Below are 24,409 nucleotides of genomic sequence, written 5' to 3'. Positions count from 1 at the left end.
GTGGCAGCATTCCAATTTTAGTTATGGGTTTGATAGCGGGGAAGCCTGACATGTTGCCGTTCTGGATCGCTCTGCAGTTCCTCAGCAGTTTGCCCGTCACCTTGCCCGGCATGCCCAAGCCGGAGGAGATGGGGCGTTCGTTGCTGTTCTATCCGCTGGTGGGCGTGCTGTTCGGTGTGGTGCTGTTGGGCTTGAATACGCTGCTCAGTGGCGCGCCTGTCATGCTTCATGCTGCATTGCTCTTGACCGCCTGGGTGTTGCTCAGCGGCGGACTGCATCTGGACGGTCTTGCCGACAGCGCTGATGCCTGGCTCGGTGGTTTTGGCGACCGCGAACGCACCTTGACCATCATGAAAGATCCCCGCAGTGGACCGATTGCGGTGGTCACACTGATTCTGGTGCTGCTGCTTAAATTCACTGCGCTGCTGGCGTTGATTGAAAGTCAGAACTCCATCGCGTTACTGCTGGCACCAGTGCTGGGCCGTAGCGCCATGCTCGGTCTGTTTCTGTGCACGCCTTACGTCAGGGCTGGCGGGTTGGGGCAGGCGCTGGCTGACCATTTGCCGCGCTCGGCGGGTAAACAGGTGCTGGTGATCTGCGCGGTGGGCTGCGTGCTGGTTGCCGGTTTATCGGGCCTGTACGTTCTGGCTGCCGCCGCTGTCTGTTTCTTCTGGCTGCGGCACCTCATGCTCAAGCGCCTGGGCGGCACCACCGGAGACACGGCGGGTGCATTGCTGGAGTTACTCGAAGTGGCGGTTTTGATCGTGCTAGCAGTGGCGCTTGCTGATTGGTAATGCAATTCCTGTGGGAGCGGTGCTTGCCCGCGATACAGACGCCTCGGTCCAACAGACACACCGCGTTATCGTTCTTCGTCGGAATGCCGCCCAGACCAAGCACCGCTCCCACAGGAGATCGCATTACCAATCAAGCAGCAGAGTTGTGTGCCTGCTGGAAAGAGCCAGCCCGATCACATTGACACCCCCATCCCCCACCGCGTAGCTTTCACACATTCTGTTACGGGTATATCCACGTAATAATGCTTCAGCGTGTGAGCGGGAGAACAACAATGACATCCGTGTGGCGTACCAGTGGCTGGATCCTGCTAGGCAGTGCGTTGATTCTGGCGCTGTCGTTGGGTACGCGGCATGGCTTTGGTTTGTTCCTCGCCCCCATGAGTGCAGACTTCGGTTGGGGCCGTGAGGTCTTTGCGTTTGCTATCGCTTTTCAGAACCTGATGTGGGGTCTGGCGCAGCCGTTCGCAGGTGCGCTGGCCGACCGTTTCGGCGCAGCGAAAGTGGTATTCATCGGTGGCATTCTTTATGCCGTCGGCCTGATGTTGATGAGCATGGCCGACACGCCGCTTAGTCTGTCATTGAGCGCGGGGCTGCTGATCGGTATTGGTCTGTCCGGCACTTCGTTTTCAGTGATCCTGGGTGTCGTCGGCCGTGCACTGCCCGCTGAAAAGCGCAGCATGGGCATGGGGATCGCCAGTGCAGCAGGTTCCTTCGGTCAGTTCGCGATGCTGCCCGGTACTCTGGGGCTGATTGGCTGGCTGGGCTGGTCCAGTGCCTTGCTGGTGCTTGGCGTATTGGTAGCGCTGATTCTGCCGTTGGTGATGATGCTCAGGGATAGCCCGGCGCCGCTTGTGGGGGGCGAGCAAACTCTGAGTGAAGCGTTGAAGGAAGCCTGTTCGCACTCGGGCTTCTGGTTGCTGGCGCTGGGTTTTTTCGTTTGTGGTTTTCAAGTAGTGTTCATCGGCGTGCATTTGCCAGCGTATCTGGTGGATCAGCATCTACCCGCCAAGGTCGGTACCACTGTGCTGGCGCTGATCGGTCTGTTTAATATCTTCGGCACGTACACCGCAGGCTGGCTGGGCGGGCGCATGTCCAAGCCGCGCTTACTGACCGTGCTGTATTTGCTGCGCGCTGTGGTGATCGTGTTGTTTATCACGCTGCCCCTCAGTGAAACCTCTGCTTATCTGTTTGGCGTGGCCATGGGTCTGCTATGGCTCTCTACAGTCCCGCTGACCAACGGCACCGTCGCCACCTTGTTCGGCGTGCGTAACCTGTCGATGCTCGGTGGTATCGTGTTCCTGTTCCATCAGTTGGGTGCTTTCCTCGGCGGATGGCTGGGAGGTGTTGTGTACGATCGGACCGGGAATTACGACTTGATCTGGCAAGTGTCGATACTGTTGAGCCTGCTGGCGGCGGGGTTGAACTGGCCCGTGCGTGAACGCCCGGTTGCCCGATTGCAGGCGCACGCAGCATGAGCCGATTGTGGTTCTGGGGCGCAGGCCTGACCGGGGCACTGACGCTGGCACTGATCTGGTGGGCGTGGCAAAACGTCGGACTCGCTGCTTTGCAACTGGGCGTGGGTTCTTGCCTCTAGGCATTTGGCCGGGCGCGGGTTAGTTTGTCCCATAGACAACAATGACTGCGCCGCACGGGCGCTCGGGATGCCTTATGCACATTCGCTGGATTGCTCTGCCCGTTCTTATGTTCGCTTTAGGCGGCACAGCCATGGCTGCCGATTGTCCGGCGCTGCTGCAAGGCGAGTTGCCCAAGCTGCGCGCCAAGGAAAATATCAACCTGTGCGAGCGCTTTGCCGGCAAGCCAATGCTGGTGGTCAACACCGCCAGTTTTTGCGGTTTCGCCCCTCAGTTCAAAAGCCTTGAAGCATTGAATCAGCGTTTCAAAGGGCAGGGCCTTGAAGTGCTTGGCGTGCCTTCCAATGACTTCAAGCAAGAGTCCAAGGATGGCGAAGAAACCGCCAAGGTTTGCTACGTCAATTACGGCGTGACCTTCACCATGACCGAGCCACAACCCGTCAGAGGCGACGACGCTACCCACCTGTTCAAAGTGCTGGCCGAGCAGAGCAACGCGCCGCGCTGGAATTTCTACAAGTACGTGGTGGATCGCAAAGGCAATGTAGTCGCCAGCTTTTCCAGCATGACCACCCCGGATGACCCGGAGGTGATTGCCGCCGTGGAAAAGGCTATCGCCTCCAAACCTTGATTCAGTTGTAACGAAAAAGCCCCGCAACCATTGCTGATTGCGGGGCTTTTTGTTGACTCGCAAACGGCTGGGTCAGCCCGTTGCGGTCGATGGATCAGAAGCGGTAGGTGATCGAGCTGCCCACACCGTGAGCGGTGTTGCGGAAGTCCGCGTTGTAAGTGCCTTTTTGCGCGCTGGAATCGCGGATCTTCGCTTCATCTTCGCGCAGATACGAGTACGCAACATCGATGGTCAAGTTGTCATTCGGGCTCCAGCCAGCGCCGAAGCTGATCGCTTTGCGGTCACCGGTAGGAATGCGCGGCGAGCGGTTTTCATTATTGGTGGGCGATTGATCCACCGAGAAACCGGTGCGCAAGGTCCATTCCTTATTGACCTTATAGGCGGCACCAATGGCGTGAGCCCAGGTGTCATGCCAGTTCTGAGGCTCGGAGATGGTGCCGATAGTTGGGGTCAGCGGGCCTGGTACGCCGCTGTTTTTCACGTCGATGCTTTCCAGACGACTCCAGCGAGTCCAGGTACTGCCCGCATAAAGTGTCCAGTTTGCGTCCAGCTCATGGGTGACCGAGAAGTCGACGGATTCAGGCGTGGTCAGATCCAGCGAGGCGTCATACTTCTGGCCGCTGAATGGACCGAAGTTAGGGCCGGAGATCTTGGTGTCGCCGTCGAGCTTGTATTTAACCTTGGAGTGGTAGGTAGCGCCCACTCGGGTGCTGTCGGTGGCCTGAACCAGAATACCCACGTTGAAACCCAACGCAGTGTCATCACCTTTGACCTTGACCTTGCCGTCGTTGATCGGCCCGGTTACGCGGTTAAGGGCTGAGGAGGTCAGCTCGCCATCGATACGGTTGATGGTTGGGCCAAAACCAATGGACACCTTGTCGTTGAATGCATAGCTGATGGTGGGCTGGAAGGTGACGACCTGAACGTGGCTCTTATCCGCAAAATAGCGACCGGCGAAGCTGCTTTCGTAGTCAGTGACCAGACCAAATGGAACGTAAACCCCCACGCCAAAAGCCCAGTGATCATCAATTGGCTTGACGTAATACCCCATCGGAACTCCGACGACCGGTACCATATCGCCATCATTGCTACCGCCAAAAGAGCTGCTGGCGTTATCAATATCGGTCTTGGCGATGATTGCTGCTGCGCCAACGCTGACTTGTTCGCGCTTGAGACGGGACATACCGGCAGGGTTGCCGAATACCGTGCTTGCATCATCGGCAGAGGAGGAGCGGCCCGCAAAACCGGTACCCATTCCGCTGATGCTTTGTTCGTTGATAGCGAAGCCAGCGGCGAACAGCTGAGAGGCAGCCAGGCTGACGGTGAGGCCAAGTGTGGTCTTGAGCATTACTTTTTTCATTATTAGAACTCCATGTTGATCACCGCGCGAAAACTACCAACATTTCTCAGATTGCGCCATAGTCCGAATGGCCTGATCTAGAGCGTTTTTTGTAGGACAATCCGCGGAAGATGTCGCGATCTGTTTGTATTGATATCTGCTTTAAAGTCATTCACGCCGGGTGCGAAAGTGGGGTCACACAGGTTTGCCACGCGCTCATGAAATCCCGTAAACGGCCTTGGGGCTGAAATATTTCGCGCCATATTTTGGCCATTATGCGGGGATCTTCATCGGCGGGCAGACGAGATCCTTGAGCCTCGACCATCAACCAGGCGATGGCGGTGGAGTAACGCAGATTGACGGTCAGCTCCAGGTGCGGCCCGGTGAGAAAAGCATGCTGACTGGCCAGACCACGAACCAGACTGGCCAGTTCGGGATCGAGCGCCAGATAGTTATCCCAGAGCTGCCGATGACGGCCTTCGGATATGCTGTAGAGGCCATGTCCGCGGCGGCTGTCCAGCGCAGCACCGAGATGGGATTGACTGGCGGCGACGGCGAGCAGGAATGACTCGGCGCGCGGGCTATGCCGACCCAGATACAACAAAGTGGGCCGGATCACGTGGCGGGATAAATCTCTGGCATCGATTCCCATGACATCCTCGGGAAGAAGTGACCGGCGGGCCCGGACGTATGGCAGCGACAACAGGATCGGGCCCGACGGAAGCGATCTCTATCGCCTGAGTTGAAGTGTAGTGTCATATTCCGCGTGTAAAGGACTGTTTTTAAGTTAATTCCTGCCGGTCATCGGCTCCTATATAGCCCTTGGCGATAGCGGGTGTGAGCAACGTCGGGACGAAAAAAAGCCCCGCCTTGATGGGCGGGGCTTTTTATTCCAGCGAAAACGAACGGCGTATCAGGCGATGAGGGCCTGACGGGTACGCTCGATCACGGCCTGCAGCGGCTCTGCGCTGGAGTACTGATCGGGGTACAGACGCTCGGTGTGACGAGCGATGCCGTGTTCGTTGACCAGGGTGAAGCTGAAGCAGCCTTTGCGAGCGGCCATGATCAGGCAGTTCATTGGGGCAAAAGCGTTGGTCAGTGTATGGATAGCGTGTTGAGTCTGATGATGAGTAGTCATTATTAAGGTGTTTCCTAAAACGACACGGAACATTACCGTGCAAAAATAAACGTTCCAGTAAACGCGGGCGATCCTGATATGCAGGATATGGCTGGGCGAAGAACCTGTCTGGAACAAAAGCAGCCAGTTGAAGCGCACTTTATCGTATGGCGCTCGGGCTGACCGGTAGGTACTTAGGAGGGCAGGCAACACAACAAGAGCAAAGGTTCGACGCTCTGGGTGCAGATCCTGATCAATTGCAGGCTGGTTTGGTCAGGCCATGGGTGATTGCACTGCCACTCCCGTCTGAAGGTAGTCGGCATACAGGCCATGTCTGGAAACCATCGAGGTGGTCGATCCCTTGTTGTCAGCAACTTCCTTACGTTTTGAAGAAAGTTTGCCGGGGGACTTTTTCGACCAAAAAAATTGACTTTCAGCTTGGTACTAACGGCGATGATGGTAACGGAGTTGCCAAGGCATTGGAAGTACGCTGGTGAAAAAATATACAGAGAAGGGCGTCCGTTCGTCGCCGACCCCGCGCAAACCATGGCTCCAGTTGAGATCGACTTTCAGTTGTGAGCACCGTGTCGCGCGATTTCAGGAAAAAAATCCCGGCCCGCGATTGACTTGTGCACATTGGCGCAAACTGCTGCCACATCACTGTCATATGCGCTTCTAAGGGCTTGATTTAGCGTGGTGAATTATTAAGTCAATGAAAAACATCAAATTTTTTTGCTGGTGAAAAAATCGTCAGTTTGAGCGCAGGCCCCATTCTATCTATGTTTGCGAGGCGCGAGGGGCGGTTGTCCACTGAGTTATCCACAGCTTCTGTGGATTGTCCCGAGCGCTCGCTCTACAACGCACCTTTCGCTGCCTGCCTCTTTACCTCTGTGAGAAAAAGTGTAGAGTTGCGCGCCTCCTGATTTGCCCCCGTTGTGTTTATGAAGTCTCGTCCTGATCCATCGCACGAATCTCAAGCTGTCGCCCGCGAACCCGCACGTTTCTCCCTGCGTGTTGCGTTATGGTTGCTGGATAACCCGCGCTTGAATCAAAAGCCCAGCATCAAACACTTCGCCGGTCGCCTGCTCAAACAACCTGCGCGCAGCGGAGTGGTGGTTGCACAAAGCCGCTTGGGGCAAATGCTCTGTCGTGATTGCGGCAACACCCGTGACCGTCGCATTGGCCACGAGCTGTTGCGGCAGGCGGCTCGTGCCGGAGATTGCAGCGCTCAATTCGAATACGGTCGGCTGTGTGCTCAAGCGCCTATCAACGAGCCGCAGCAGGCACGCCACTGGCTGGAACTGGCCTCGGCCAAGGGCTCGCAGGACGCCCGGCATTTGCTCGGTCAACTGGACCGCCGCTAGGCCCCGCGCAATCCGCTGCTGACGCACACGCTGCATCGCGCATAATGCTGCATGAATCCGGCATCTGGAGTCCCTATGGCAATGGATTTGAACAGCCTGCTACTTGGGCTTGGTGCAGCGGCTTTGCCATTGTTGGCTTTGGCCTGGCAACTGCAGCGCAAACTGACTCAGCAACAAGCGGACACCGCGCTGCTCGACGAGCGACTGAGCACTGCGCAAATGGCTCAGGACGGATTGAATGCGCAGCTTGATGCCAGCCGCGATGAGATCAGTGATCTGAGTCAGGCCAACTCCGTCAAGCAAGCTGACCTGGCCGCAACGCGTCGTGAAGTCGAGCTGCTGCGCCATGAGCGCGATAATGCTCAGGCCGCTGCCCAGGACTGGAATCACGAGCGCGCTAATAAAGAGGCGGAGTTGCGTCGTCTGGATGTGCAATGCGCGGCGTTGACTGCCGAACTGCGCGAGCAACAGGAAAACCATCAACAACGCCTGAACGATCTGCAGAGTTCTCGGGATGAGCTGCGGGCTCAGTTCGCGGAAATGGCCAGCAAGATTTTCGACGAGCGCGAGCAGCGCTTTGCCGAGACCAGTCAGCAGCAGCTCGGCCAACTGCTTGACCCTCTCAAGGAGCGTATTCAGTCGTTCGAAAAGCGCGTGGAGGAGAGTTATCAGGCCGAAGCCCGTGAACGGTTTTCTCTGGGCAAAGAGCTGGAGCGCCTGCAGCAGCTCAATCTGCGACTCAGCGATGAAGCGACCAATCTGACGCGCGCCCTAAAAGGGCAGAAGACCCAGGGTAACTGGGGTGAACTGATTCTTGAGCGCGTGCTTGAACATGCCGGTCTGGAAAAGGGACGCGAATATCAGACCCAAGTCAGCCTGAAGGGACCGGACGGCGAGCGCTTTCAGCCTGACGTGTTGATCATGTTGCCCGGCGACAAACAAGTGGTGGTGGATGCCAAAGTCAGCCTCACGGCCTATCAGCAGTACATCAGTGCCGACGACGATGTGATCGGTCAGACCGCGCTGAAGCAGCATGTGCTCTCGCTGCGCAATCATGTCAAAGGCTTGTCAGGCAAGGATTACAAACGTCTGGAAGGGCTGCACAGTCTGGATTTCGTGCTGCTGTTTGTGCCGATAGAAGCGGCATTTTCCGCAGCCCTGCAAGCTGAGCCCAATCTGTTTCAGGAAGCTTTTGATCGCAACATCGTGATCGTCAGCCCGACGACCTTGCTGGCTACCTTGCGGGTTATCGACAGCTTGTGGAAGCAGGAGCGTCAAAGCCAGAACGCCCGGGAAATCGCCGAGCGTGCCGGATGGCTGTACGACAAGTTCGTGTTGTTCATCCAGGACCTGGATGAAGTCGGCAGCCGCTTGCAGCAACTGGACAAGGCCTACAGCGCCGCCCGTAACAAACTGACTGACGGGCGAGGCAACCTGGTAAGCCGCAGTGAACAGCTCAAATTACTTGGCGCCCGCGCCAGCAAGAACCTGCCTGCTGATTTGCTGGAGAGAGCCATGACCGATGATGAGGGACTGGTGCAGTTGCCGGAGTGATGTGGTGGTTTATTCATGGCTGACCGCGTCATCGTTCATTGTCGGAATGCCGCTCAATTATTGGCGAGAAGGGCTGCGCGGTGTTTCAGGCATGACGCCTCGCGAACAAGTTCGCTCCTACCGTTTGGCGCGGTGTCAGGTTGTCCGGGTAGGAGGCAACTTGTTGGCGAGAAGGGCTGTGCGGTGTTTCAGGCATGACGCCTCGCGAACAAGTTCGCTCCTACCGTTTGGCGCGGTGTCGGTCGTTCGGGTAGGAGGCAACTTGTTGGCGAGAGGGCTGCGCGGTGTTTCAGGCATGACGCCTCGCGAACAAGTTCGCTCCTACCGTTTGGCGTGGTGCCAGGTTGTTGGGGTAGGAGGCAACTTGTTGGCGAGAGGGGGCTGCGCGGTGTCACCGTCTGTCGCATAAATACGCGGCATCGACACAAGAAATGTCACATTGAACACATCGTGAAAGATGTTTTTCCGCAAGACTGCGCGAGCAGGCGTAAAGTGTGAGTTGGCACTACTATTTATCTGTAACAAGCGGCTTGAAAATAGGGTCGTTAAGTATTTCCCTGAAGGGGGGCTATATGGACACTAAATTGCAAGATTGGCTTCATGATCTCGGGGTTGCTCTGGGTTTGATCGAGCGCCCTAAATTGCAACCTGTACCGGTGCGCACCGACGACGACAAGCGGCGCCGTCAGCCTCAGCGTCGGTAGTCATAACCGCGCCACATCCCTCCCGGGACGCGTCCGCGTCCCGCAGCAGTGTTCAGGTCTGATGACCTTGAAACTACCTGAATGCGCTTTTGCCGACGAATAATGCACATCGCCGTTATTTCTGCAGGCTGACAAAGATGTGATCAATCAACGCCATCACCGTTGTGCTCTCAGGGTGCTTTAGCGCTTCCTCTTTTTCCCGTTTCTTGACGTTGATTCCAGATTCGTGAAGTTTCTTGAAAAGCTCATCAATATCTTCTTCGTCAAGAACGAGGTCTTCGAGCGTTCGACTCTCTCGAATCACTGACTTGTCGACGAGGATAACCCCAAGGGCACCCTCGACATGCCGCCGAACTTCGTCTCGATCCATGATAATCCCCTGTTCTGTCGTTGGAGATCAGCCCTGACTTCCGTAAAAACAGAGGGTGTGTCCATTCGATCATGCCTTTAAGGCTAGCTCATATTCGCCAATATCCTTGTCATCCGTCGTCTTCGCGGGCAAATAAAAAAGGATGCCCTGAGGCATCCTTTTTGTAGCGAAGTGCAGATCAGCGATGTGCCACGCCCGGCAATACGCAGAGCATTTCGTAGAGCAGGTTGGCACCCAGTAAAGAAGTGTTACCGGTGGTGTCGTAAGGCGGAGAGACTTCCACCAGATCGCAACCAATGAGATCCAGACCCTGGCAGCCGCGAATGATCTCGATAGCCTGAATCGTGGTCAGCCCGCCAATTTCCGGGGTGCCGGTACCAGGTGCCCAGGCCGGGTCGATGCCATCGATGTCGAAACTCAGATAAACCGGGCCGTCGCCGACTTTTTCTCGCACTTCGGCCATCAAAGGTGCCAGCGACTTGTGCCAGCATTCCTCGGCCTGGACCACACGGAAACCCTGTTTGCGGCTCCAGTTGAAGTCTTCGGCGGTGTAACCCTGAGCGCGCAGACCAATCTGCACGACACGGTCGCAATCCAGCAGACCTTCTTCAACGGCGCGGCGGAATGTGGTGCCGTGGGCGATTTTTTCGCCAAACATGTGATCGTTGACGTCGGCGTGGGCGTCGATATGCACCAGTCCGACTTTGCCGTGCTTCTTGTGGATGGCCCGCAGGATCGGCAGGGTGATGGTGTGGTCGCCCCCCAGCGTCAGGGGGATTACGTCATGGCTGAGGATTTCGTCGTAGGCTTCTTCGATGATGCGTACGGCATCCAGCAGGTTGAACGTATTGATGGCGACATCACCGATGTCCGCTACGGACAGCGAATCAAACGGCGCAGCCCCAGTGGCCATGTTGTAGGGGCGAATCATCACCGACTCGGCGCGAATCTCCCGAGGACCGAAGCGAGTACCTGCGCGCAATGAAGTGCCGATATCCAGCGGAACCCCGACAAATGCGGCGTCCAGGCCTGCGGCGGTTTGCAAATGCGGCAAGCGCATCATGGTGGCGATACCGGCGAAGCGCGGCATTTCGTTGCCGCCCAGTGGCTGGTGAAAAATCTTGTCCACGAGAGTGCCTCAGCGTTGGTTTCAATGAGGTCGATTTTGCGAAGCATAGGGATGAGGAACAATCGCTGGGGCGAAATACTTAGTTCAGGAATTTCAGAACTAAAGGGGTTTTGGGCTAAGCTGCATGGCGTTCCGGGCTGTTGTTGGAGCGAGGCTTGCCCGCGAATTGGCTATCACATCCACCGAATATCAGTGGTCAGATCCCTCATTCGCGGGCAAGACGAATTGCCGCCTACTCGCCGCAAAAGACCCGGTATCACTTCGAAAATATATATTCTGGACCCCTCACATGCCCAGCGCTTTACCCGACCTCAAACTCCTGCGGATTTTCGCCAGCGTGGTGCGTCATCAAGGCTTTGCCAGTGCGCAACAGGAGTTGAACCTGTCGACCTCGGCAATCAGCACTTATATGAGTCAACTCGAAGCGGCGCTGGGCATCGTCCTGTGTCATCGAGGCCGGGGTGGCTTCAGCCTGACCAGCAAAGGTGAGCTGTTCCATCAGGAAACCCTGCGTCTTTTGGGGGAGCTGGAAGGCTTCGAGCTCTACGCCGCAGCGCTCAAGGGCGAACTGCGCGGTACCTTGAACCTCGGGGTGCTGGATTCCACCGTCAGCGACCGGGCTTTGCCGTTTGCTGAAGTGATCGGTGCATATAGCGCCGAGCATCCCGCTGTGCATTTGCATTTGTCAGTGATGAGTCCTTACGAGTTACAACTGGGCGTGCTGGATAACCGTCTGGATCTGGCCATTGGTTCGTTTTCCACACGCATGAACGGCTTGCTTTATCAGCCGCTGTATCGCGAGCAGCACTGGCTGTATTGCAGTAATCGCCATCCGCTGTTTACCGAGCGACGTATCCCTGAGCCTGTCATCGCCCAGCAACGGATGGTTGGACGCGGTTACTGGAGCCAGGCCGAGCTGGCCCGACACGGTTTCAAGCACAGCGCTGCCACCGTGGAAAGTATGGAGGCGCAGTTGATCCTGGTGCTGTCGGGCGCTTACATCGGTTACTTGCCGGAGCACTACGCGCAATCCTGGGTGGACTCCGGGCACCTGCGCGTTCTGCTGCCAGCGACGTTCGGCTATCAGGCACCGTTCTCCATGATCGTGCGACGCGGACGCAGCCGCGAGCCATTGATTCAGACCTTCCGCGATTTGCTCAAAGCGCAACTCAACCCGATCTAAGGAACACCGATGTCCCGCCCGCGTTGCGAACGCTGTTTGCGTCCCGAAAGCCATTGCCTGTGCTCACTGATCCCGCAGTTGGATAGCCGCACGCGTGTACTGATTTTGCAGCATCCCAGTGAAGTGAACCATGCGCTGAATACCGCGCGGTTGGCGGCGCTGGGCCTGAACAATTCGCAGTGGATAGTGGGTGAGGTTTTCGAGGATCTGCACGCGTTGCTTCATCCACCGGGCTATCGGCCGTGCCTGTTGTTTCCGGGGGAGGGCGCACAGCATCTGGTTGCTGAGCCGCCGGACAGTTTGCCGATTCTGTTGGTGGTTCCTGACGGGACCTGGCGCAAGGCGCGCAAGCTGTTGCATCTGAATCCGGAGCTGGCTGCGTTGCCGCGAGTGACGCTGGGCACCGCTCCTGAATCGCGCTACCGCCTGCGAAAAGCACCGGGACCGGATGCGCTATCGACCCTGGAGGCGATTACCTATGCCTTGCAGATTATCGAAGCCCCGCGTTCATTCGCGCCCTTGATGGTGCCGTTCGAGGCGCTGATCGACCAGCAGATCGCAGCCATGGGCGATGAAACCTACCAACGCAATCACGTTGAACCGCGCAAAGCTGATGCTGACTAAAACACTTGTCAGCATTCTCACTGCGCAACTGTAACTGTGTCATCAGGCTCATAGGGCCTAGACTGTCGCTCTGCTTTATATCCGGGACTTCTTCATGCATATTTCTTCTGGCCGTTGGGTCTATGGCCTGTGTCTGGCGCTGGTCACGGCGTTCCTGTGGGGCATTCTGCCGATCAAGCTCAAGCAGGTTTTGCAGGTGATGGACCCGGTCACGGTGACCTGGTTTCGGCTGATGGTATCGGGGATGTTGTTGTTCATCTGGCTGGCCGCAAAACGGCAACTGCCCAGTTTCAAAGTGCTGGGCGTGCGCGGCAAAGCCCTCGTAGCGCTGGCCGTGTTCGGTCTGGTCGGTAATTACATTCTGTACCTGCTGGGTCTGCAGATTCTCAGCCCCGGCACCGCGCAACTGATCATTCAGGTTGGCCCGATCCTGCTGCTGATTGGCAGCGTGTTCCTGTTCAAGGAGCGTTTTACCATCGCTCAGGGTTTCGGCCTGGCGGTGCTGCTGATCGGTTTCACGTTGTTCTTCAATCAGCGGCTCGCAGAGCTGCTGACATCCATGAGCGAATACACCACAGGCGTGCTGATTGCCTTCCTGGCGGCGACGGTCTGGACGTTCTACGGTCTGAGCCAGAAGCAACTGCTGACGGTATGGAATTCATTCCAGGTAATGATGGTGATCTACCTGTTTTGTGCCTTGGTGATCACACCCTGGGCGCACCCGATGGAAGTCTTGCAACTCAGCCCCGTGCAGGGCTGGCTGCTGCTGGCATGTTGCCTGAATACGCTGGTCGCCTATGGCGCTTTTGCTGAAGCGCTGGCGCATTGGGAAGCATCCCGGGTCAGTGCAACCCTCGCGTTGACGCCTTTAGTGACCTTCGCATCGGTTGCCGTCGCCGCCTGGCTGTGGCCGGATTTCGTCAAGCATGAAGAGATCAACGCGTTGGGGTATGGCGGGGCAGTGCTGGTGGTAGTGGGTTCTGCCGTGGTAGCGCTGGGGCCGTCTTTGCTGGCTGGCCTGCGCGCACGCAAAGCCAGGCTGGCGAGTCAGGCTTAACGTTTGCCGAGCTGTTCGGCTTCCTTGAGCCATTGCTGGCGTTGCTCTTCACTCGAAGTTTGCACCGGTGCGAACTCACTCAAACGTTTGGTTTTGATGCCACAGAAGGCCAGCACCGTGCGGACCATCTGCCGGTGTGCCGGAGCGCCGTATACCCAGCGGAAGTAGCGCGGCGGTGTGTCCATGGTGACCAGCAGTTCCGCGGTGCGGCCTCTGAGCAACTCGTTGGCCGCGCTCTTGCGGCCGTGGCTCTTGAAGGCAAAACCGGGCATCAGCACCCGGTCCAGAAAACCTGTCAGCAGGCTCGGCAGGCCACCCCACCAGACCGGATAGACAAACACCAGATGCTCGGCCCAGTGAATCTCCCGCTGAGCTTCCAGCAAATCATGCTCAAGCGTCTGACTTTGCTGATAGCCGTTATGCAGTACCGGGTCGAAATCCAGTTCGCTCAGTTTCAGCATACGCACCACATGCCCGCCGCTGCGGGCACCTTGTGCATAAGCTTCGCCCAAGGCATGGCCGAAGCTGGCGCTTTTCGGCGTACCGAAAATCATCAGAATCCGTTTGCCGTCACCTTCCAGCCGGGTCGCGCCGTGTCTGGCCTCAACCATTGCTGCCTGCCTCAAGCATTTTTTCCGGTCGCACCCAGGCGTCGAACTGTTCATCGGTGAGGTAGCCCAGCGCCAGCGCCGCTTCACGCAGGGTCAGGCCTTCGCTGTATGCTTTTTTGGCGATTTGCGCGGACTTGTCATAACCGATATGCGGGTTCAGCGCAGTCACCAACATCAGGCCACGTTCAAGATGTTCAGCCATTTTCTCGGCATCGGGTTCCATGCCCGCTACGCAATGCTCGTTGAAGTTACGGCAGCCATCACCCAGCAGGCGAATCGACTGGAGCAGGTTGTGGATCAGAACCGGCTTGAACACGTTCAATTGCAGGTGGCCCTGGCTGGCGGCGAAACCAATAGTGACGTCGTTACCCATCACCTGACAGGCCAGCATCGACAGCGCTTCGCACTGCGTCGGGTTGACCTTGCCGGGCATGATCGAACTGCCGGGCTCATTGGCAGGCAGCTTCACCTCGGCAAACCCGGCTCGTGGACCGGAGCCCAGCAAGCGTAGGTCGTTGGCGATTTTCATCAGGGTCCCGGCCAGGGTTTTCAGCGCGCCGGATAAGGCCATCAACGGTTCATGACCCGCCAGAGCGGCAAACTTGTTGGGGGCCGTCACAAACGGCAGACCGGACAACGCCGCCAACTCCGCAGCCACTGCTTCAGCAAAGCCATGGGGCGAATTCAACCCGGTGCCGACCGCTGTACCGCCTTGGGCCAGTTCGTAAACCGCCGGAAGGGTGGCGCGAATCGCTTTCTCGGAGTAATCCAGCTGCGCGACGTAGGCCGACAGCTCCTGACCGAAGGTGATCGGCGTCGCGTCCATCATGTGCGTGCGCCCGGTTTTCACCAGCTTCATGTGGCGCGCCGATTGCTCGGCCAGACCGGTAGACAGTTCTGCAATCGCAGGCAAAAGCTGTTCTTTGACGGCCTGCGCCGCTGCGATGTGCATGGCGGTCGGGAAGCAATCGTTGGAGCTTTGCGAGCGGTTGACGTGGTCGTTGGGGTGGACAGGCGTCTTGCCGCCGCGGCCCTGACCGGCCAGTTCGTTGGCGCGTCCGGCGATCACTTCATTGACGTTCATGTTGCTCTGGGTACCACTGCCGGTCTGCCAGACCACCAGCGGAAACTGCGTGTCGAGGTCGCCTGCGAGTACTTCGTTGGCGGCTTGTTCGATCAGCCGGGCGATGTCTGCGGGCAGGTCGCCATTGCGGTCGTTGACACGGGCGGCGGCCTTCTTGATCAGGGCCAGGGCATGCAGCACCGGCAACGGCATATGCTCGTCGCCGATGGCGAAATTGATCAGTGAGCGTTGAGTCTGGGCTCCCCAGTAAGCGTCATCGGGAACGTCGATCGGACCAATGCTATCGGTTTCTGTGCGGCTCACTGGACTCACTCCTTAAGTTTGTATGCGCAGTTTAGGCTGCGTGATCCCATCTGGGTTCCCCCAATCGCGTTTTTAACCGCTTGGGCAGTCAGGGGTTGAGCCTTTAGCAAACATGAGCGCAGAATGGTCGGCCCTGAGGTTCTGCCTCGCCTGCTAGAAAGGAAATTCGATGACCCGTCTTCGCGCCATCTGTACTGCGGCTGTTCTGGTATGCGCCAGCGGCCAGGTTCTTGCCGATACCGCCAGCCACAACGCCAGCGCTGAAACCTTCTTGAAACTGGCTAACGCCGACAAGCTGGGCACCCCGGTGTACATGCAAGTACAACAGATGTTTGCTCAGCGTTTCGCCGAAACCAAAGCGCCAGAAGCGAAAAAAGCCGTTCTTGAAACTTACCAGGCCAAAGCCAACGCTGCTTTGGACCAGGCCATTGGCTGGAACAAGCTGAAGCCTGACATGGTCAAGCTTTACACGGCGAACTTCACTGAAAGTGAGCTGAAGGACCTGGTTGCGTTCTATCAGTCGCCACTGGGCAAGAAGGTTCTGACCAAGATGCCTGAACTGACTCAGCAGTCTGCTCAGTTGACTCAGGGCAAGCTGGAAAGCGCTGTGCCGGTGGTCAACAAGTTGCTGGCTGACATGACCACTGAACTGGAACCTGCCAAGAAAGCAGCTCCTGCTCCTGCCAAAAAGCCATAAGCGAAGCCCGTCATGACTATGCAAACGCGAATCGAGTCAGCACTGGCTGTGTTTCAACCCTTGCATCTGCAGGTGCTTGATGAGAGTCACATGCATAGCCGTGGCGAGCAGACTCACTACAAGGCTGTCATTGTCAGTGAGCAATTCGAAGGGCTTAACGCGGTCAAGCGGCACCAGAAGGTCTACGGCATCCTGGGCGGCTTGATGGGCGAGTTTCATGCCCTGGCGTTGCACACCTATACGCCAGTCGAGTGGGCGAAAACCGGCGCTGCGCCGGTTTCGCCTGTTTGTGCGGGTGGGGAGTGATGCGGTGATTTAGTACTCGTATTTTTGGGTACATATCCGTTGTCGCGGTAAAGGCATCCATTGGTGGCGCTTTTACAGCGCCTCACTTTTGAAAATCCGGAAGCCGGCCCAGACAAAAGTAAGCGAAACGCTCTTGCCCCACCACTAGGTGCCTCGCTGTCGCTCGGCATGCCCGTAATCCGACATTGCTGCGTGGGGCCGCCGCCACCGGCCATCCATGGCCTGAGGCGGCTAAACCGGCATCCCTGCCGCCCCCTCCTTTAACAAGAGCCCCCACGCATCAATATCGAATTCCAGCCGTCGTGGTTTAACGGGGCGCCTAAGATCAAAATCAAAAGCGCGGCGGCCTGAGAGCCGACCTTGTTGTGTGAGCTTGCTACCTCAGCTCCGATCAACACGGACTTTGTGGGAGCGTGGCTTGCCCGCGATTCAGGCGCCGCGGTATATCTGACGTACCGCTGCGCCTGAATCGCGGGCAAGCACCGCTCCCACATAAAACCGCGTGTATCCAGAGCCGTGCTCTTGATCTGCTTTTGATTTTGATCTTAGGCGCCCTGTTAAACCACGCTGGCCGAACGCAGATTCTGAAGCGTGGGGCGCTCTTGAGTTGAAGAGTGGCAGGACGCCGGGTTAGCCGCACCGGGCCATGGATGGCCCGTTGCGGCGGCCCACGGTTCAGGATCTGTGGGCGGGTACACCGAGCGACAGCGAGGTGCCGAGTGGTGGGGTAAGAGCGCTTTGCTTACTTTCGCGCTCTTCGAAAGTGAGGCGCTGTAAAAGCGCAACCAATAGTAGCCGTGACCACGGTAACGGATATGTACAAAGATATAGATGCTGCGGATCCTACGCTTATCGCGGGTCTCTCATCCCACCCATCCCCCCATCTTTGCTAGAATCCGCCCCGCGCTGCACACCCTGCGCGTTTTTATTGAATTATTTTCTATCCGGTAGGCCCTTTGCGAGGGTCGCCACCTGGAGATACACATGACCCAACAGCCGATGAATCAGCCGATCGTCGTAGCGGCGCTATACAAATTCGTCACCCTCAGCGACTACGTCCAACTGCGCGAGCCGCTGTTGCAAGCAATGGTCGACAACGGCATCAAAGGCACCTTGCTGATCGCCGAAGAAGGCATCAACGGCACCGTCTCCGGTAGCCGTGAAGGCATCGACGGCCTGCTGGCCTGGCTCAAGAATGACCCGCGCATGATCGACATCGATCACAAGGAATCGTACTGCGAAGAACAGCCGTTCTATCGCACCAAGGTCAAACTCAAGAAAGAAATCGTGACCCTGGGCGTCGAAGGCGTGGACCCCAACAAAGCCGTCGGCACCTACGTTGAACCCAAAGACTGGAACGCCATCATCAGCGATCCGGAAGTGCTGGTCATCGACACCCGTAACGACTACGAAGTGTCCATCGGCACGTTCGAGGGTGCCATTGACCCCAAGACCACCAGTTTCCGCGAGTTTCCCGAGTACATCAAAGAACACTTCAACCCTGAAGTGCACAAGAAAGTCGCGATGTTCTGCACCGGTGGCATCCGTTGCGAAAAAGCATCCAGCTACATGCTGGGTGAAGGCTACGGCGAGGTCTATCACCTCAAGGGCGGCATTCTCAAGTACCTCGAAGAAGTCCCGCAGGATGAAAGCCTGTGGCGTGGCGAGTGTTTCGTGTTCGACAATCGTGTCACCGTCCGCCATGACCTGACCGAAGGCGACTACGATCAATGTCATGCATGCCGTACGCCGATCAGCGCTGAAGACCGTGCCAGTGAGCATTACTCGGCGGGCATCAGTTGCCCGTATTGCTGGGACAGCCTGAGTGAGAAAACCCGTCGCAGCGCCATCGACCGCCAGAAGCAGATCGAACTGGCCAAAGCGCGTAATCAGCCGCACCCGATCGGTCGCAATTATCGTTTAGAAGACCGCCAGCCAGACGAGGTTTGATCCATGTCCACCCGCCTGCTTTATGTAATGGACCCCATGTGCTCATGGTGCTGGGGTTTTGCTCCCGTGGCGCAAGCGCTGGTTCAGCAGGCGCAGGCGAGTGGTGTGGCGTTGCATCTGGTGATGGGCGGTTTGCGCACCGGCAGCGGGGCGGCGCTTGATCCGACCACCCGGCGTTACATCCTCGAGCACTGGCAAGCGGTTGAGAAAGCCACCGGGCAGACGTTCCGTTTCGACGATGCGTTGCCCGACGGTTTTGTCTATGACACCGAGCCCGCATGCCGGGCCATCGTCGCCGCGCGCCATCTTGAGCCAGAGTTTGCCTGGAAACTGGTCGGCCTGATTCAACAGGCGTTTTATGTTCAGGGGCGTGACGTCACCCGTGCAGCGGTGCTGGCCGAACTCGCCGAGCAGGCTGGCTTGCCGCGTATCGAATTCGCCGCAGCCTTCGACAGCGCTGAACAGTTGGCCGCCACCCAGGCAGATTTCGCCTGGGTCCAGGATTTGGGTATTGCGGGTTTCCCGACCTTGCTGGCTGAGCGCAACGGTCAACTGGCTTTGTTGACCAATGGCTATCAGCCGCTGGAAGAGCTCTCACCTTTACTGGGTCGCTGGCTTGAGCGTGCTGCCAGTGCCTGAGCCTCTCAACACTGATCAGCACGAGCCCGGTACGACGTTCAATCGCTTGAGTTGGGCGCAAATTCGTCGTTTGGCTGCACGGCATAAAAAAGCGCTGTGGATCGCCAATGGTGTAGCGGTGCTGGCTACGCTGTGTACCGTGCCGATTCCTCTGCTGTTGCCCTTGTTGGTGGATGAAGTGTTGTTGGGGCATGGCGACGGCGCGTTGAAGTTCATGAACAACTTCCTGCCCGACAGCCTGCAAAAACCTGCCGGTTACATTGGCCTGATGCTGCTGTTCACCTTCGGTCTGCGCCTTGGTGCACTGGTGTTCAACGTGGTGCAGGCCAAGCTGTTCGCCCGGCTGTCCAAAGACATTGTCTACCGCGTACGAATTCGCCTGATCGAGCGCCTCAAGCGCATTTCTTTGGGGGAGTACGAAAGCCTGGGCGGCGGCACGGTCACTGCGCACCTCGTCACCGATCTGGACACGCTGGACAAATTCATTGGCGATACGTTGAGCCGTTTTCTGGTGGCGATGCTGACGCTGACAGGCACCGCGTCGATTCTGATGTGGATGCACTGGAAGCTGGCGCTGCTGATTCTGCTGTTCAACCCGCTGGTGATCTACGCCACGGTGCAGTTGGGCAAGCGGGTCAAACACCTGAAAAAACAGGAAAACGACAGCACCTCGCGGTTTACCCAGGCACTGACCGAAACGCTGGACTCGATTCAGGAAGTCCGCGCCGGTAACCGCCAAGGATATTTCCTCGGTCGCCTGGGCGTGCGTGCCCGGGAAGTCCGTGATTACGCCACCGCTTCACAATGGAAAAGCGATGCGTCCAATCGCGCCAGTGGGCTGTTGTTCCAGTTCGGAATCGATGTGTTCCGCGCAGCTGCCATGCTGACGGTGCTGTTTTCAGACCTGTCCATTGGTCACATGTTGGCGGTGTTCAGTTACCTATGGTTCATGATCGGTCCGGTGGAACAGCTACTGAACCTGCAATATGCTTATTACGCAGCAGGCGGGGCGCTGACCCGAATCAACGAACTCCTCGCTCGTGCCGATGAGCCGCAGTATCCGGGCGGCGTCAATCCGTTCGCCGGTCAGAAGACCGTGGGCATCGAAGTGCGTGGTTTGAGTTTCGGTTATGGCGAGGAGAACATTCTCGATCAACTAAACCTGACGATTGCGCCCGGTGAGAAGATCGCTATTGTCGGCGCCAGTGGCGGCGGTAAAAGTACGTTGGTGCAGCTGCTGCTCGGGTTGTACACGCCACAGTCCGGAACCATCAGCTTTGGTGGTGCCACCCAGCAGGAGATCGGTCTGGAAACCGTTCGGGAGAATGTCGCGGTGGTGCTTCAGCATCCGGCGCTGTTCAACGATACCGTGCGCGCCAATCTCACCATGGGGCGCGAGCGTAGCGACGAAGCGTGTTGGCGAGCGCTGGAAATTGCCCAGCTCGAATCGACTATTCGCAGCTTGCCCCAAGGGCTCGACAGTGTCGTGGGCCGCTCGGGGGTGCGATTGTCTGGCGGCCAGCGTCAGCGTCTGGCTATCGCTCGTATGGTATTGGCCGATCCCTGCGTGGTGATCCTCGACGAGGCCACCTCGGCACTCGACGCTGCGACGGAATACAGCCTGCATCAGGCGCTGTCGCGGTTTCTCACTGGCCGTACCACATTGATCATTGCTCACCGTTTATCCGCGGTGAAGCAGGCCGATAAGGTGCTGGTTTTCGACGGCGGGCGTATTGCAGAGCAGGGCGATCACCAGCAATTGATTGCCGAAGGCGGGCTCTACGCAAAACTCTACGGTCACCTGCAGCACATTTAATTCCCCCGGTTACTTGCCAAGACTCGATTAAGGGTCTTTCTTGGTAGTAAGTAATGGCGCGTTAACAGCGTTCTCTCACTAACTTAACAATCTCTGATTCCTCTTTTATGTGCTCTGCATCGCGATTCCAACACGCGAGGCGGTAGTGTGTTTCGGATTCGAGAAATTTCCCTGAACGGTTTCACAGATTTGACCTAGGCTCTGGGCAGGACGAATTGAAGACAGCTGGTTGAGCATCTGGCATCGCTTATGAAAGGGAACCCATGAAGCAAAAGCGGATCCTCGAAAAGCCCCGCCTGTTGGGCATCGTATGGCCATTTATCGCTGTCGCGCTGTTTCAGGCCTTATTGGGCTGTGTCAGCCTTTATATGCTTTCGGCCGTGCGCAGCTATGTCGGCGGCGAAAGTCTATGGTCCAAGGGCCAGAAGGATGCCATTTACTACCTGAATCTCTATGCCGACGGCCACGATGAGATCAATTTCCAGCGCTATGAGCAGGCGATTTCTATTCCCAAAGGCGGCCATGCGCTACGCATAGCCCTGGATAAGCCCGTCCCGGATATCGAAAAAGCGACAGACGGCTTCCTGCAAGGGGGTAATCACCCTGATGACGCCGCGGGCGTCATTTGGCTGTATGTGAATTTTCGTGAACTTGGCTACATGAAAAAAGCCGTCGACCAATGGCGGCTCGGCGATGATTTTCTGATGCAGCTGGACACGCTTGCTCATCGGATGCATGAGGGTATTTCGTCGGGTGCGGCAACCGAGGCGGATATTGCCGAGTGGCGTGGCCAGATCACCGCCATCAATGAACGCGTCACGCCGGTTGCCAGAGCGTTCAGTGACGCGCTGGGCGAAGGCTCTCGAGGGATTCTGCGGTGGCTGCTGGTCATCAACCTGGCCACGGCGGTGGTGCTGATTATCCTGGCGCTGCTCAGGACGCACAAACTGCTGGCTCAGCGGCATGCCTTTGCAGATGCCCTTCAAGTGGAAAAAGAGCGTGCGCAGGTAACGTTGGAGTCCATCGGTGATGGCGTGATTACGACTGACGTCGAGGGCGCAATTGTTTACATGAATCCCGCTGCCGAAGGGCTGACTCACTGGAAAAACGCTCAGGCCAGCGGTCTTCCACTTGCGGCGTTGTTCAACCTGCTCGACGAGAATGACCGCAAGGACAGCTCAACCCTGATCGAGCATATTCTCAGTGGTCAGCTCAGCGGCGGCAGCGAGCACTCAAAACTGATCCAGCGTCTGGATGGCAGCACCGTTTCGGTGGCATTGGTCGGTTCGCCGATCTTTACCGATGGCAAGGTCAGCGGCACCGTGCTGGTGCTGCACGACATGACGCGGGAGCGGCAGTACATCGCCAATCTTTCCTGGCAGGCGACCCACGATGCTCTGACAGGGCTGGCCAACAGGCGTGAGTTTGAATATCGACTTGAGCAGGCGCTCGATGAACTGGGGCGGCAAGCCAGTCAGCATTCGGTGATGTACCTGGATCTGGATCAGTTCAAGCTGGTCAATGACACCAGCGGACATGCGGCCGGTGATGAGTTGCTGCGGCATATCTGCACACTGCTGCAACAGGGCTTGCGTGAAGGCGATACGCTTGCACGGTTAGGCGGTGACGAGTTCGGTATCTTGCTGGAGCACTGCCCGCCGGAGACGGCTGAAACGATCGCGGAGTCCCTGCGCCAGACTGTCCAGAGCCTGAACTTCGTCTGGAAGGGCAGGCCGTTTGTCAGCACGGTCAGTGTGGGTCTGGTGCACATCTCCCAGCTTCCGACGACGCTGGAGGCGCTGCTGCGTTCGGCGGATATGGCGTGTTACATGGCCAAGGAAAAAGGTCGTAACCGGGTTCAGGTCTATCATGCCGAGGACTCCGAAGTGTCCATTCGTTTTGGTGAGATGGCGTGGGTGCAGCGCTTGCACATGGCGCTGGACGAAAACCGCTTCTGCCTGTTCTCCCAGCAGATCGCGAGTATCGGTCAGCACGGCCAGGATGACAGCGGGCACATCGAAATCCTGCTGCGCCTGCGCGATGAGACGGGGCGGATGATCTTGCCCGAGAACTTTATTCCGGCCGCCGAGCGTTATGGTTTGATGACCCAGCTGGACCGCTGGGTGGTGCGCAATGTTTTCGAGATCATCGCCCAGTGCAGGGACGACGAGCGTTACCACGGACCCATGATGGTGTGTGCGATCAATCTCTCCGGGGCGAGCATCGGTGATGATGCCTTTCTCGACTACCTGAAGCAGCAATTCCGGACTTACAACATCCCGCCGTCATTGATTTGTTTTGAAATCACCGAAACCATCGCGATTGCCAATCTGGGCTGTGCGATCCGTTTCATCAACGATTTGAAGTCGCTGGGCTGCAAGTTCTCCCTCGACGACTTCTGCGCCGGGATGTCGTCGTTTGCCTACCTCAAACACCTGCCAGTGGATTACTTGAAGATCGATGGCAGCTTCGTCAAAGACATGCTCGACAACCCGATCAATCGCGCAATGGTCGAGGTGATCAATCACATCGGCCATGTCATGGGCAAACGCACCATTGCCGAATTCGTCGAAACGCCCCAGATCGAGATTGCACTGCGTGAGATTGGAGTTGACTTCGCTCAGGGATATCTGATTGAACGTCCTCAGTTGTTCACGTGCCAAAGTCTTCATTCACGCCCTTCAAGGGCCGTCCCGCTTTTGTTCAGCACGCCAGGAACATTCCGCTAAGCCATCAACTTCACGAAAAAAGGAGCTACACAGTGATCGATACTTTCAGCAGAACCGGTCCGCTCATGGAAGCCAGCAGTTATCCGGCATGGGCACAGCAGTTGATCAAGGATTGCAGTTTCGCCAAATCCAGAGTCGTCGAGCACGAGCTTTATCAACGCATGCGTGACGGGTGCCTGAGCCCTAAAGTCATGCGTCACTATTTGATTGGTGGCTGGCCGGTGGTTGAGCAGTTCGCCATCTACATGGCCAACAGCCTGGCGAAAACCCGCTTTGCCCGCCATCCCGGCGAGGACATGGCGCGCCGCTGGTTGATGCGCAATATTCGCGTGGAGCTTAATCATGCCGACTATTGGGTGAATTGGGCGGATGCCCACGGTGTCAGCCTTGATGACCTCAAGGCTCAGCATGTTTCTCCCGAGTTGCATGCGCTGAGTCACTGGTGCTGGCACACCAGTTCGTCTGATTCACTGGTGGTCGGCATGGCCGCAACCAACTACGCTATTGAAGGGGCCACTGGGGAGTGGGCGGCTGTCGTGTGCTCCTCGGACGTGTATGCCGACGGGTTTCCCGAGGAGTCGCGCAAGCGTGCGATGAAGTGGTTGAAGATGCACGCGCAGTATGACGACTCGCACCCTTGGGAAGCGCTGGAAATCATCTGCACGCTGGCGGGCAATAACCCAAGCGTGCAATTGCAGACTGAACTGCGGCAGGCCGTCACTAAAAGCTACGACTACATGTATCTCTTTCTGGAGCATTGCATGCAGTTGGAAAAGGCCAAGTCAGCGCGCACCCGAGTGGCCGAGCTGGAAACCTGAG

General features: G+C 57.4%; 24 protein-coding genes. 17 read left to right on the top strand and 7 right to left on the bottom strand.

Annotation, left to right across the window (positions count from 1 at the left end; translation table 11 throughout):
- Window positions 1-50 precede the first annotated feature (50 nt).
- From CKW31_RS12305 to CKW31_RS12295, 4 genes are all read left to right on the top strand, one after another.
- A complete protein-coding gene (locus CKW31_RS12305; RefSeq protein ID WP_095094896.1) occupies window positions 51-794 on the top strand; it encodes an adenosylcobinamide-GDP ribazoletransferase in 744 nt (247 codons plus the stop codon).
- A gap of 272 nt (window positions 795-1,066) precedes the next feature.
- Window positions 1,067-2,269, top strand: a complete 1,203-nt coding sequence (locus CKW31_RS12300; protein ID WP_095094893.1) for an MFS transporter — start codon at window positions 1,067-1,069, stop codon at window positions 2,267-2,269.
- The gene (locus tag CKW31_RS30065; RefSeq protein WP_256582585.1) at window positions 2,266-2,388 is read left to right on the top strand and encodes a hypothetical protein; all 123 of its coding nucleotides are present in this window, start codon (window positions 2,266-2,268) and stop codon (window positions 2,386-2,388) included. The genes CKW31_RS12300 and CKW31_RS30065 overlap by 4 nt, the downstream gene beginning before the upstream one ends.
- A gap of 74 nt (window positions 2,389-2,462) precedes the next feature.
- Window positions 2,463-3,014, top strand: a complete 552-nt coding sequence (locus tag CKW31_RS12295) for a glutathione peroxidase (RefSeq protein ID WP_095094890.1) — start codon at window positions 2,463-2,465, stop codon at window positions 3,012-3,014.
- Window positions 3,015-3,108: 94 nt separating this feature from the next.
- On the opposite strand, the gene CKW31_RS12290 is transcribed toward CKW31_RS12295, so the two are convergent.
- The 3 genes from CKW31_RS12290 to CKW31_RS12280 all read right to left on the bottom strand — a co-directional run bounded on the left by CKW31_RS12290 (window position 3,109) and on the right by CKW31_RS12280 (window position 5,491).
- Window positions 3,109-4,374: an OmpP1/FadL family transporter gene (locus CKW31_RS12290; protein ID WP_095094888.1), complete on the bottom strand. Its 1,266-nt coding sequence runs from the start codon at window positions 4,372-4,374 to the stop codon at window positions 3,109-3,111.
- A gap of 151 nt (window positions 4,375-4,525) precedes the next feature.
- Window positions 4,526-5,005, bottom strand: a complete 480-nt coding sequence (locus CKW31_RS12285) for a hypothetical protein (protein ID WP_095094885.1) — start codon at window positions 5,003-5,005, stop codon at window positions 4,526-4,528.
- Window positions 5,006-5,266: 261 nt separating this feature from the next.
- Window positions 5,267-5,491 (bottom strand): hypothetical protein, encoded by a 225-nt coding sequence (locus CKW31_RS12280; protein WP_027902063.1) that lies wholly within the window; start codon window positions 5,489-5,491, stop codon window positions 5,267-5,269.
- Window positions 5,492-6,411: 920 nt separating this feature from the next.
- Here CKW31_RS12280 and CKW31_RS12275 point away from each other — a divergent pair.
- The 3 genes from CKW31_RS12275 (at window position 6,412) to CKW31_RS30215 (ending at window position 9,092) form a co-directional block, all read left to right on the top strand.
- On the top strand, window positions 6,412-6,834 hold the full coding sequence (locus CKW31_RS12275) for a tetratricopeptide repeat protein (RefSeq protein WP_095094882.1): 423 nt from the start codon (window positions 6,412-6,414) through the stop codon (window positions 6,832-6,834).
- A gap of 189 nt (window positions 6,835-7,023) precedes the next feature.
- Window positions 7,024-8,388 carry a DNA recombination protein RmuC gene (gene rmuC, locus CKW31_RS12270; RefSeq protein ID WP_176469873.1) on the top strand — a complete coding sequence of 455 codons (1,365 nt, stop codon included), beginning with the start codon at window positions 7,024-7,026 and terminating at the stop codon, window positions 8,386-8,388.
- Window positions 8,389-8,960: 572 nt separating this feature from the next.
- On the top strand, window positions 8,961-9,092 hold the full coding sequence (locus CKW31_RS30215) for a PA1414 family protein (protein ID WP_141230148.1): 132 nt from the start codon (window positions 8,961-8,963) through the stop codon (window positions 9,090-9,092).
- 115 nt (window positions 9,093-9,207) lie between these two features.
- On the opposite strand, the gene CKW31_RS12265 is transcribed toward CKW31_RS30215, so the two are convergent.
- Complete coding sequence (locus CKW31_RS12265; RefSeq protein WP_095094875.1) at window positions 9,208-9,462, bottom strand: hypothetical protein; 255 nt, start codon at window positions 9,460-9,462, stop codon at window positions 9,208-9,210.
- 178 nt (window positions 9,463-9,640) lie between these two features.
- Window positions 9,641-10,591 (bottom strand): agmatinase, encoded by a 951-nt coding sequence (speB, locus tag CKW31_RS12260; protein ID WP_087272316.1) that lies wholly within the window; start codon window positions 10,589-10,591, stop codon window positions 9,641-9,643.
- Window positions 10,592-10,880: 289 nt separating this feature from the next.
- On the opposite strand from speB, the gene CKW31_RS12255 reads away from it, so the two are divergent.
- From CKW31_RS12255 to CKW31_RS12245, 3 genes are all read left to right on the top strand, one after another.
- Complete coding sequence (locus CKW31_RS12255; RefSeq protein ID WP_027902059.1) at window positions 10,881-11,774, top strand: LysR family transcriptional regulator; 894 nt, start codon at window positions 10,881-10,883, stop codon at window positions 11,772-11,774.
- Between the two features lie 9 nt (window positions 11,775-11,783).
- Window positions 11,784-12,398, top strand: a complete 615-nt coding sequence (locus CKW31_RS12250; RefSeq protein ID WP_095094872.1) for a tRNA-uridine aminocarboxypropyltransferase — start codon at window positions 11,784-11,786, stop codon at window positions 12,396-12,398.
- Window positions 12,399-12,492: 94 nt separating this feature from the next.
- Complete coding sequence (locus tag CKW31_RS12245; protein WP_095094870.1) at window positions 12,493-13,455, top strand: DMT family transporter; 963 nt, start codon at window positions 12,493-12,495, stop codon at window positions 13,453-13,455.
- Here CKW31_RS12245 and CKW31_RS12240 read toward each other — a convergent pair.
- Window positions 13,452-14,066, bottom strand: coding sequence for an NAD(P)H-dependent oxidoreductase (locus CKW31_RS12240; protein WP_095094868.1), 615 nt, complete (start codon window positions 14,064-14,066; stop codon window positions 13,452-13,454). The genes CKW31_RS12245 and CKW31_RS12240 overlap by 4 nt on opposite strands.
- Entirely contained in the window at window positions 14,059-15,453 is a 1,395-nt protein-coding gene (locus tag CKW31_RS12235; RefSeq protein ID WP_095094866.1) for a class II fumarate hydratase, read from the bottom strand. The genes CKW31_RS12240 and CKW31_RS12235 overlap by 8 nt, the downstream gene beginning before the upstream one ends.
- A 169-nt stretch (window positions 15,454-15,622) precedes the next feature.
- Between CKW31_RS12235 and CKW31_RS12230 the strand changes: the two genes are divergently transcribed.
- The 7 genes from CKW31_RS12230 (at window position 15,623) to CKW31_RS12195 (ending at window position 24,408) form a co-directional block, all read left to right on the top strand.
- Window positions 15,623-16,150: a DUF2059 domain-containing protein gene (locus CKW31_RS12230; protein ID WP_087272298.1), complete on the top strand. Its 528-nt coding sequence runs from the start codon at window positions 15,623-15,625 to the stop codon at window positions 16,148-16,150.
- Between the two features lie 12 nt (window positions 16,151-16,162).
- Window positions 16,163-16,456 carry a BolA family transcriptional regulator gene (locus tag CKW31_RS12225; protein WP_095094864.1) on the top strand — a complete coding sequence of 98 codons (294 nt, stop codon included), beginning with the start codon at window positions 16,163-16,165 and terminating at the stop codon, window positions 16,454-16,456.
- A 984-nt stretch (window positions 16,457-17,440) separates the two neighbouring features.
- A complete protein-coding gene (locus tag CKW31_RS12215) occupies window positions 17,441-18,406 on the top strand; it encodes a rhodanese-related sulfurtransferase (protein WP_095094860.1) in 966 nt (321 codons plus the stop codon).
- Window positions 18,407-18,442: 36 nt separating this feature from the next.
- Window positions 18,443-19,045 carry a DsbA family protein gene (locus tag CKW31_RS12210; RefSeq protein WP_176469872.1) on the top strand — a complete coding sequence of 201 codons (603 nt, stop codon included), beginning with the start codon at window positions 18,443-18,445 and terminating at the stop codon, window positions 19,043-19,045.
- Window positions 18,975-20,861 carry an ABC transporter ATP-binding protein gene (locus tag CKW31_RS12205; RefSeq protein WP_256582584.1) on the top strand — a complete coding sequence of 629 codons (1,887 nt, stop codon included), beginning with the start codon at window positions 18,975-18,977 and terminating at the stop codon, window positions 20,859-20,861. Before CKW31_RS12210 ends, CKW31_RS12205 begins: the two co-directional genes overlap by 71 nt.
- A 263-nt stretch (window positions 20,862-21,124) precedes the next feature.
- Window positions 21,125-23,590 carry an EAL domain-containing protein gene (locus tag CKW31_RS12200; RefSeq protein ID WP_095094856.1) on the top strand — a complete coding sequence of 822 codons (2,466 nt, stop codon included), beginning with the start codon at window positions 21,125-21,127 and terminating at the stop codon, window positions 23,588-23,590.
- 65 nt (window positions 23,591-23,655) lie between these two features.
- Window positions 23,656-24,408, top strand: coding sequence for a TenA family transcriptional regulator (locus CKW31_RS12195; RefSeq protein ID WP_371856736.1), 753 nt, complete (start codon window positions 23,656-23,658; stop codon window positions 24,406-24,408).
- Window position 24,409: the final 1 nt, after the last annotated feature.

The organism is Pseudomonas sp. Irchel 3A5 (assembly GCF_900187575.1).
In the GTDB taxonomy this organism is placed as follows: Bacteria; Pseudomonadota; Gammaproteobacteria; order Pseudomonadales; family Pseudomonadaceae; genus Aquipseudomonas; species Aquipseudomonas folii.
This window is presented reverse-complemented; position numbering and strand designations above follow the sequence as displayed.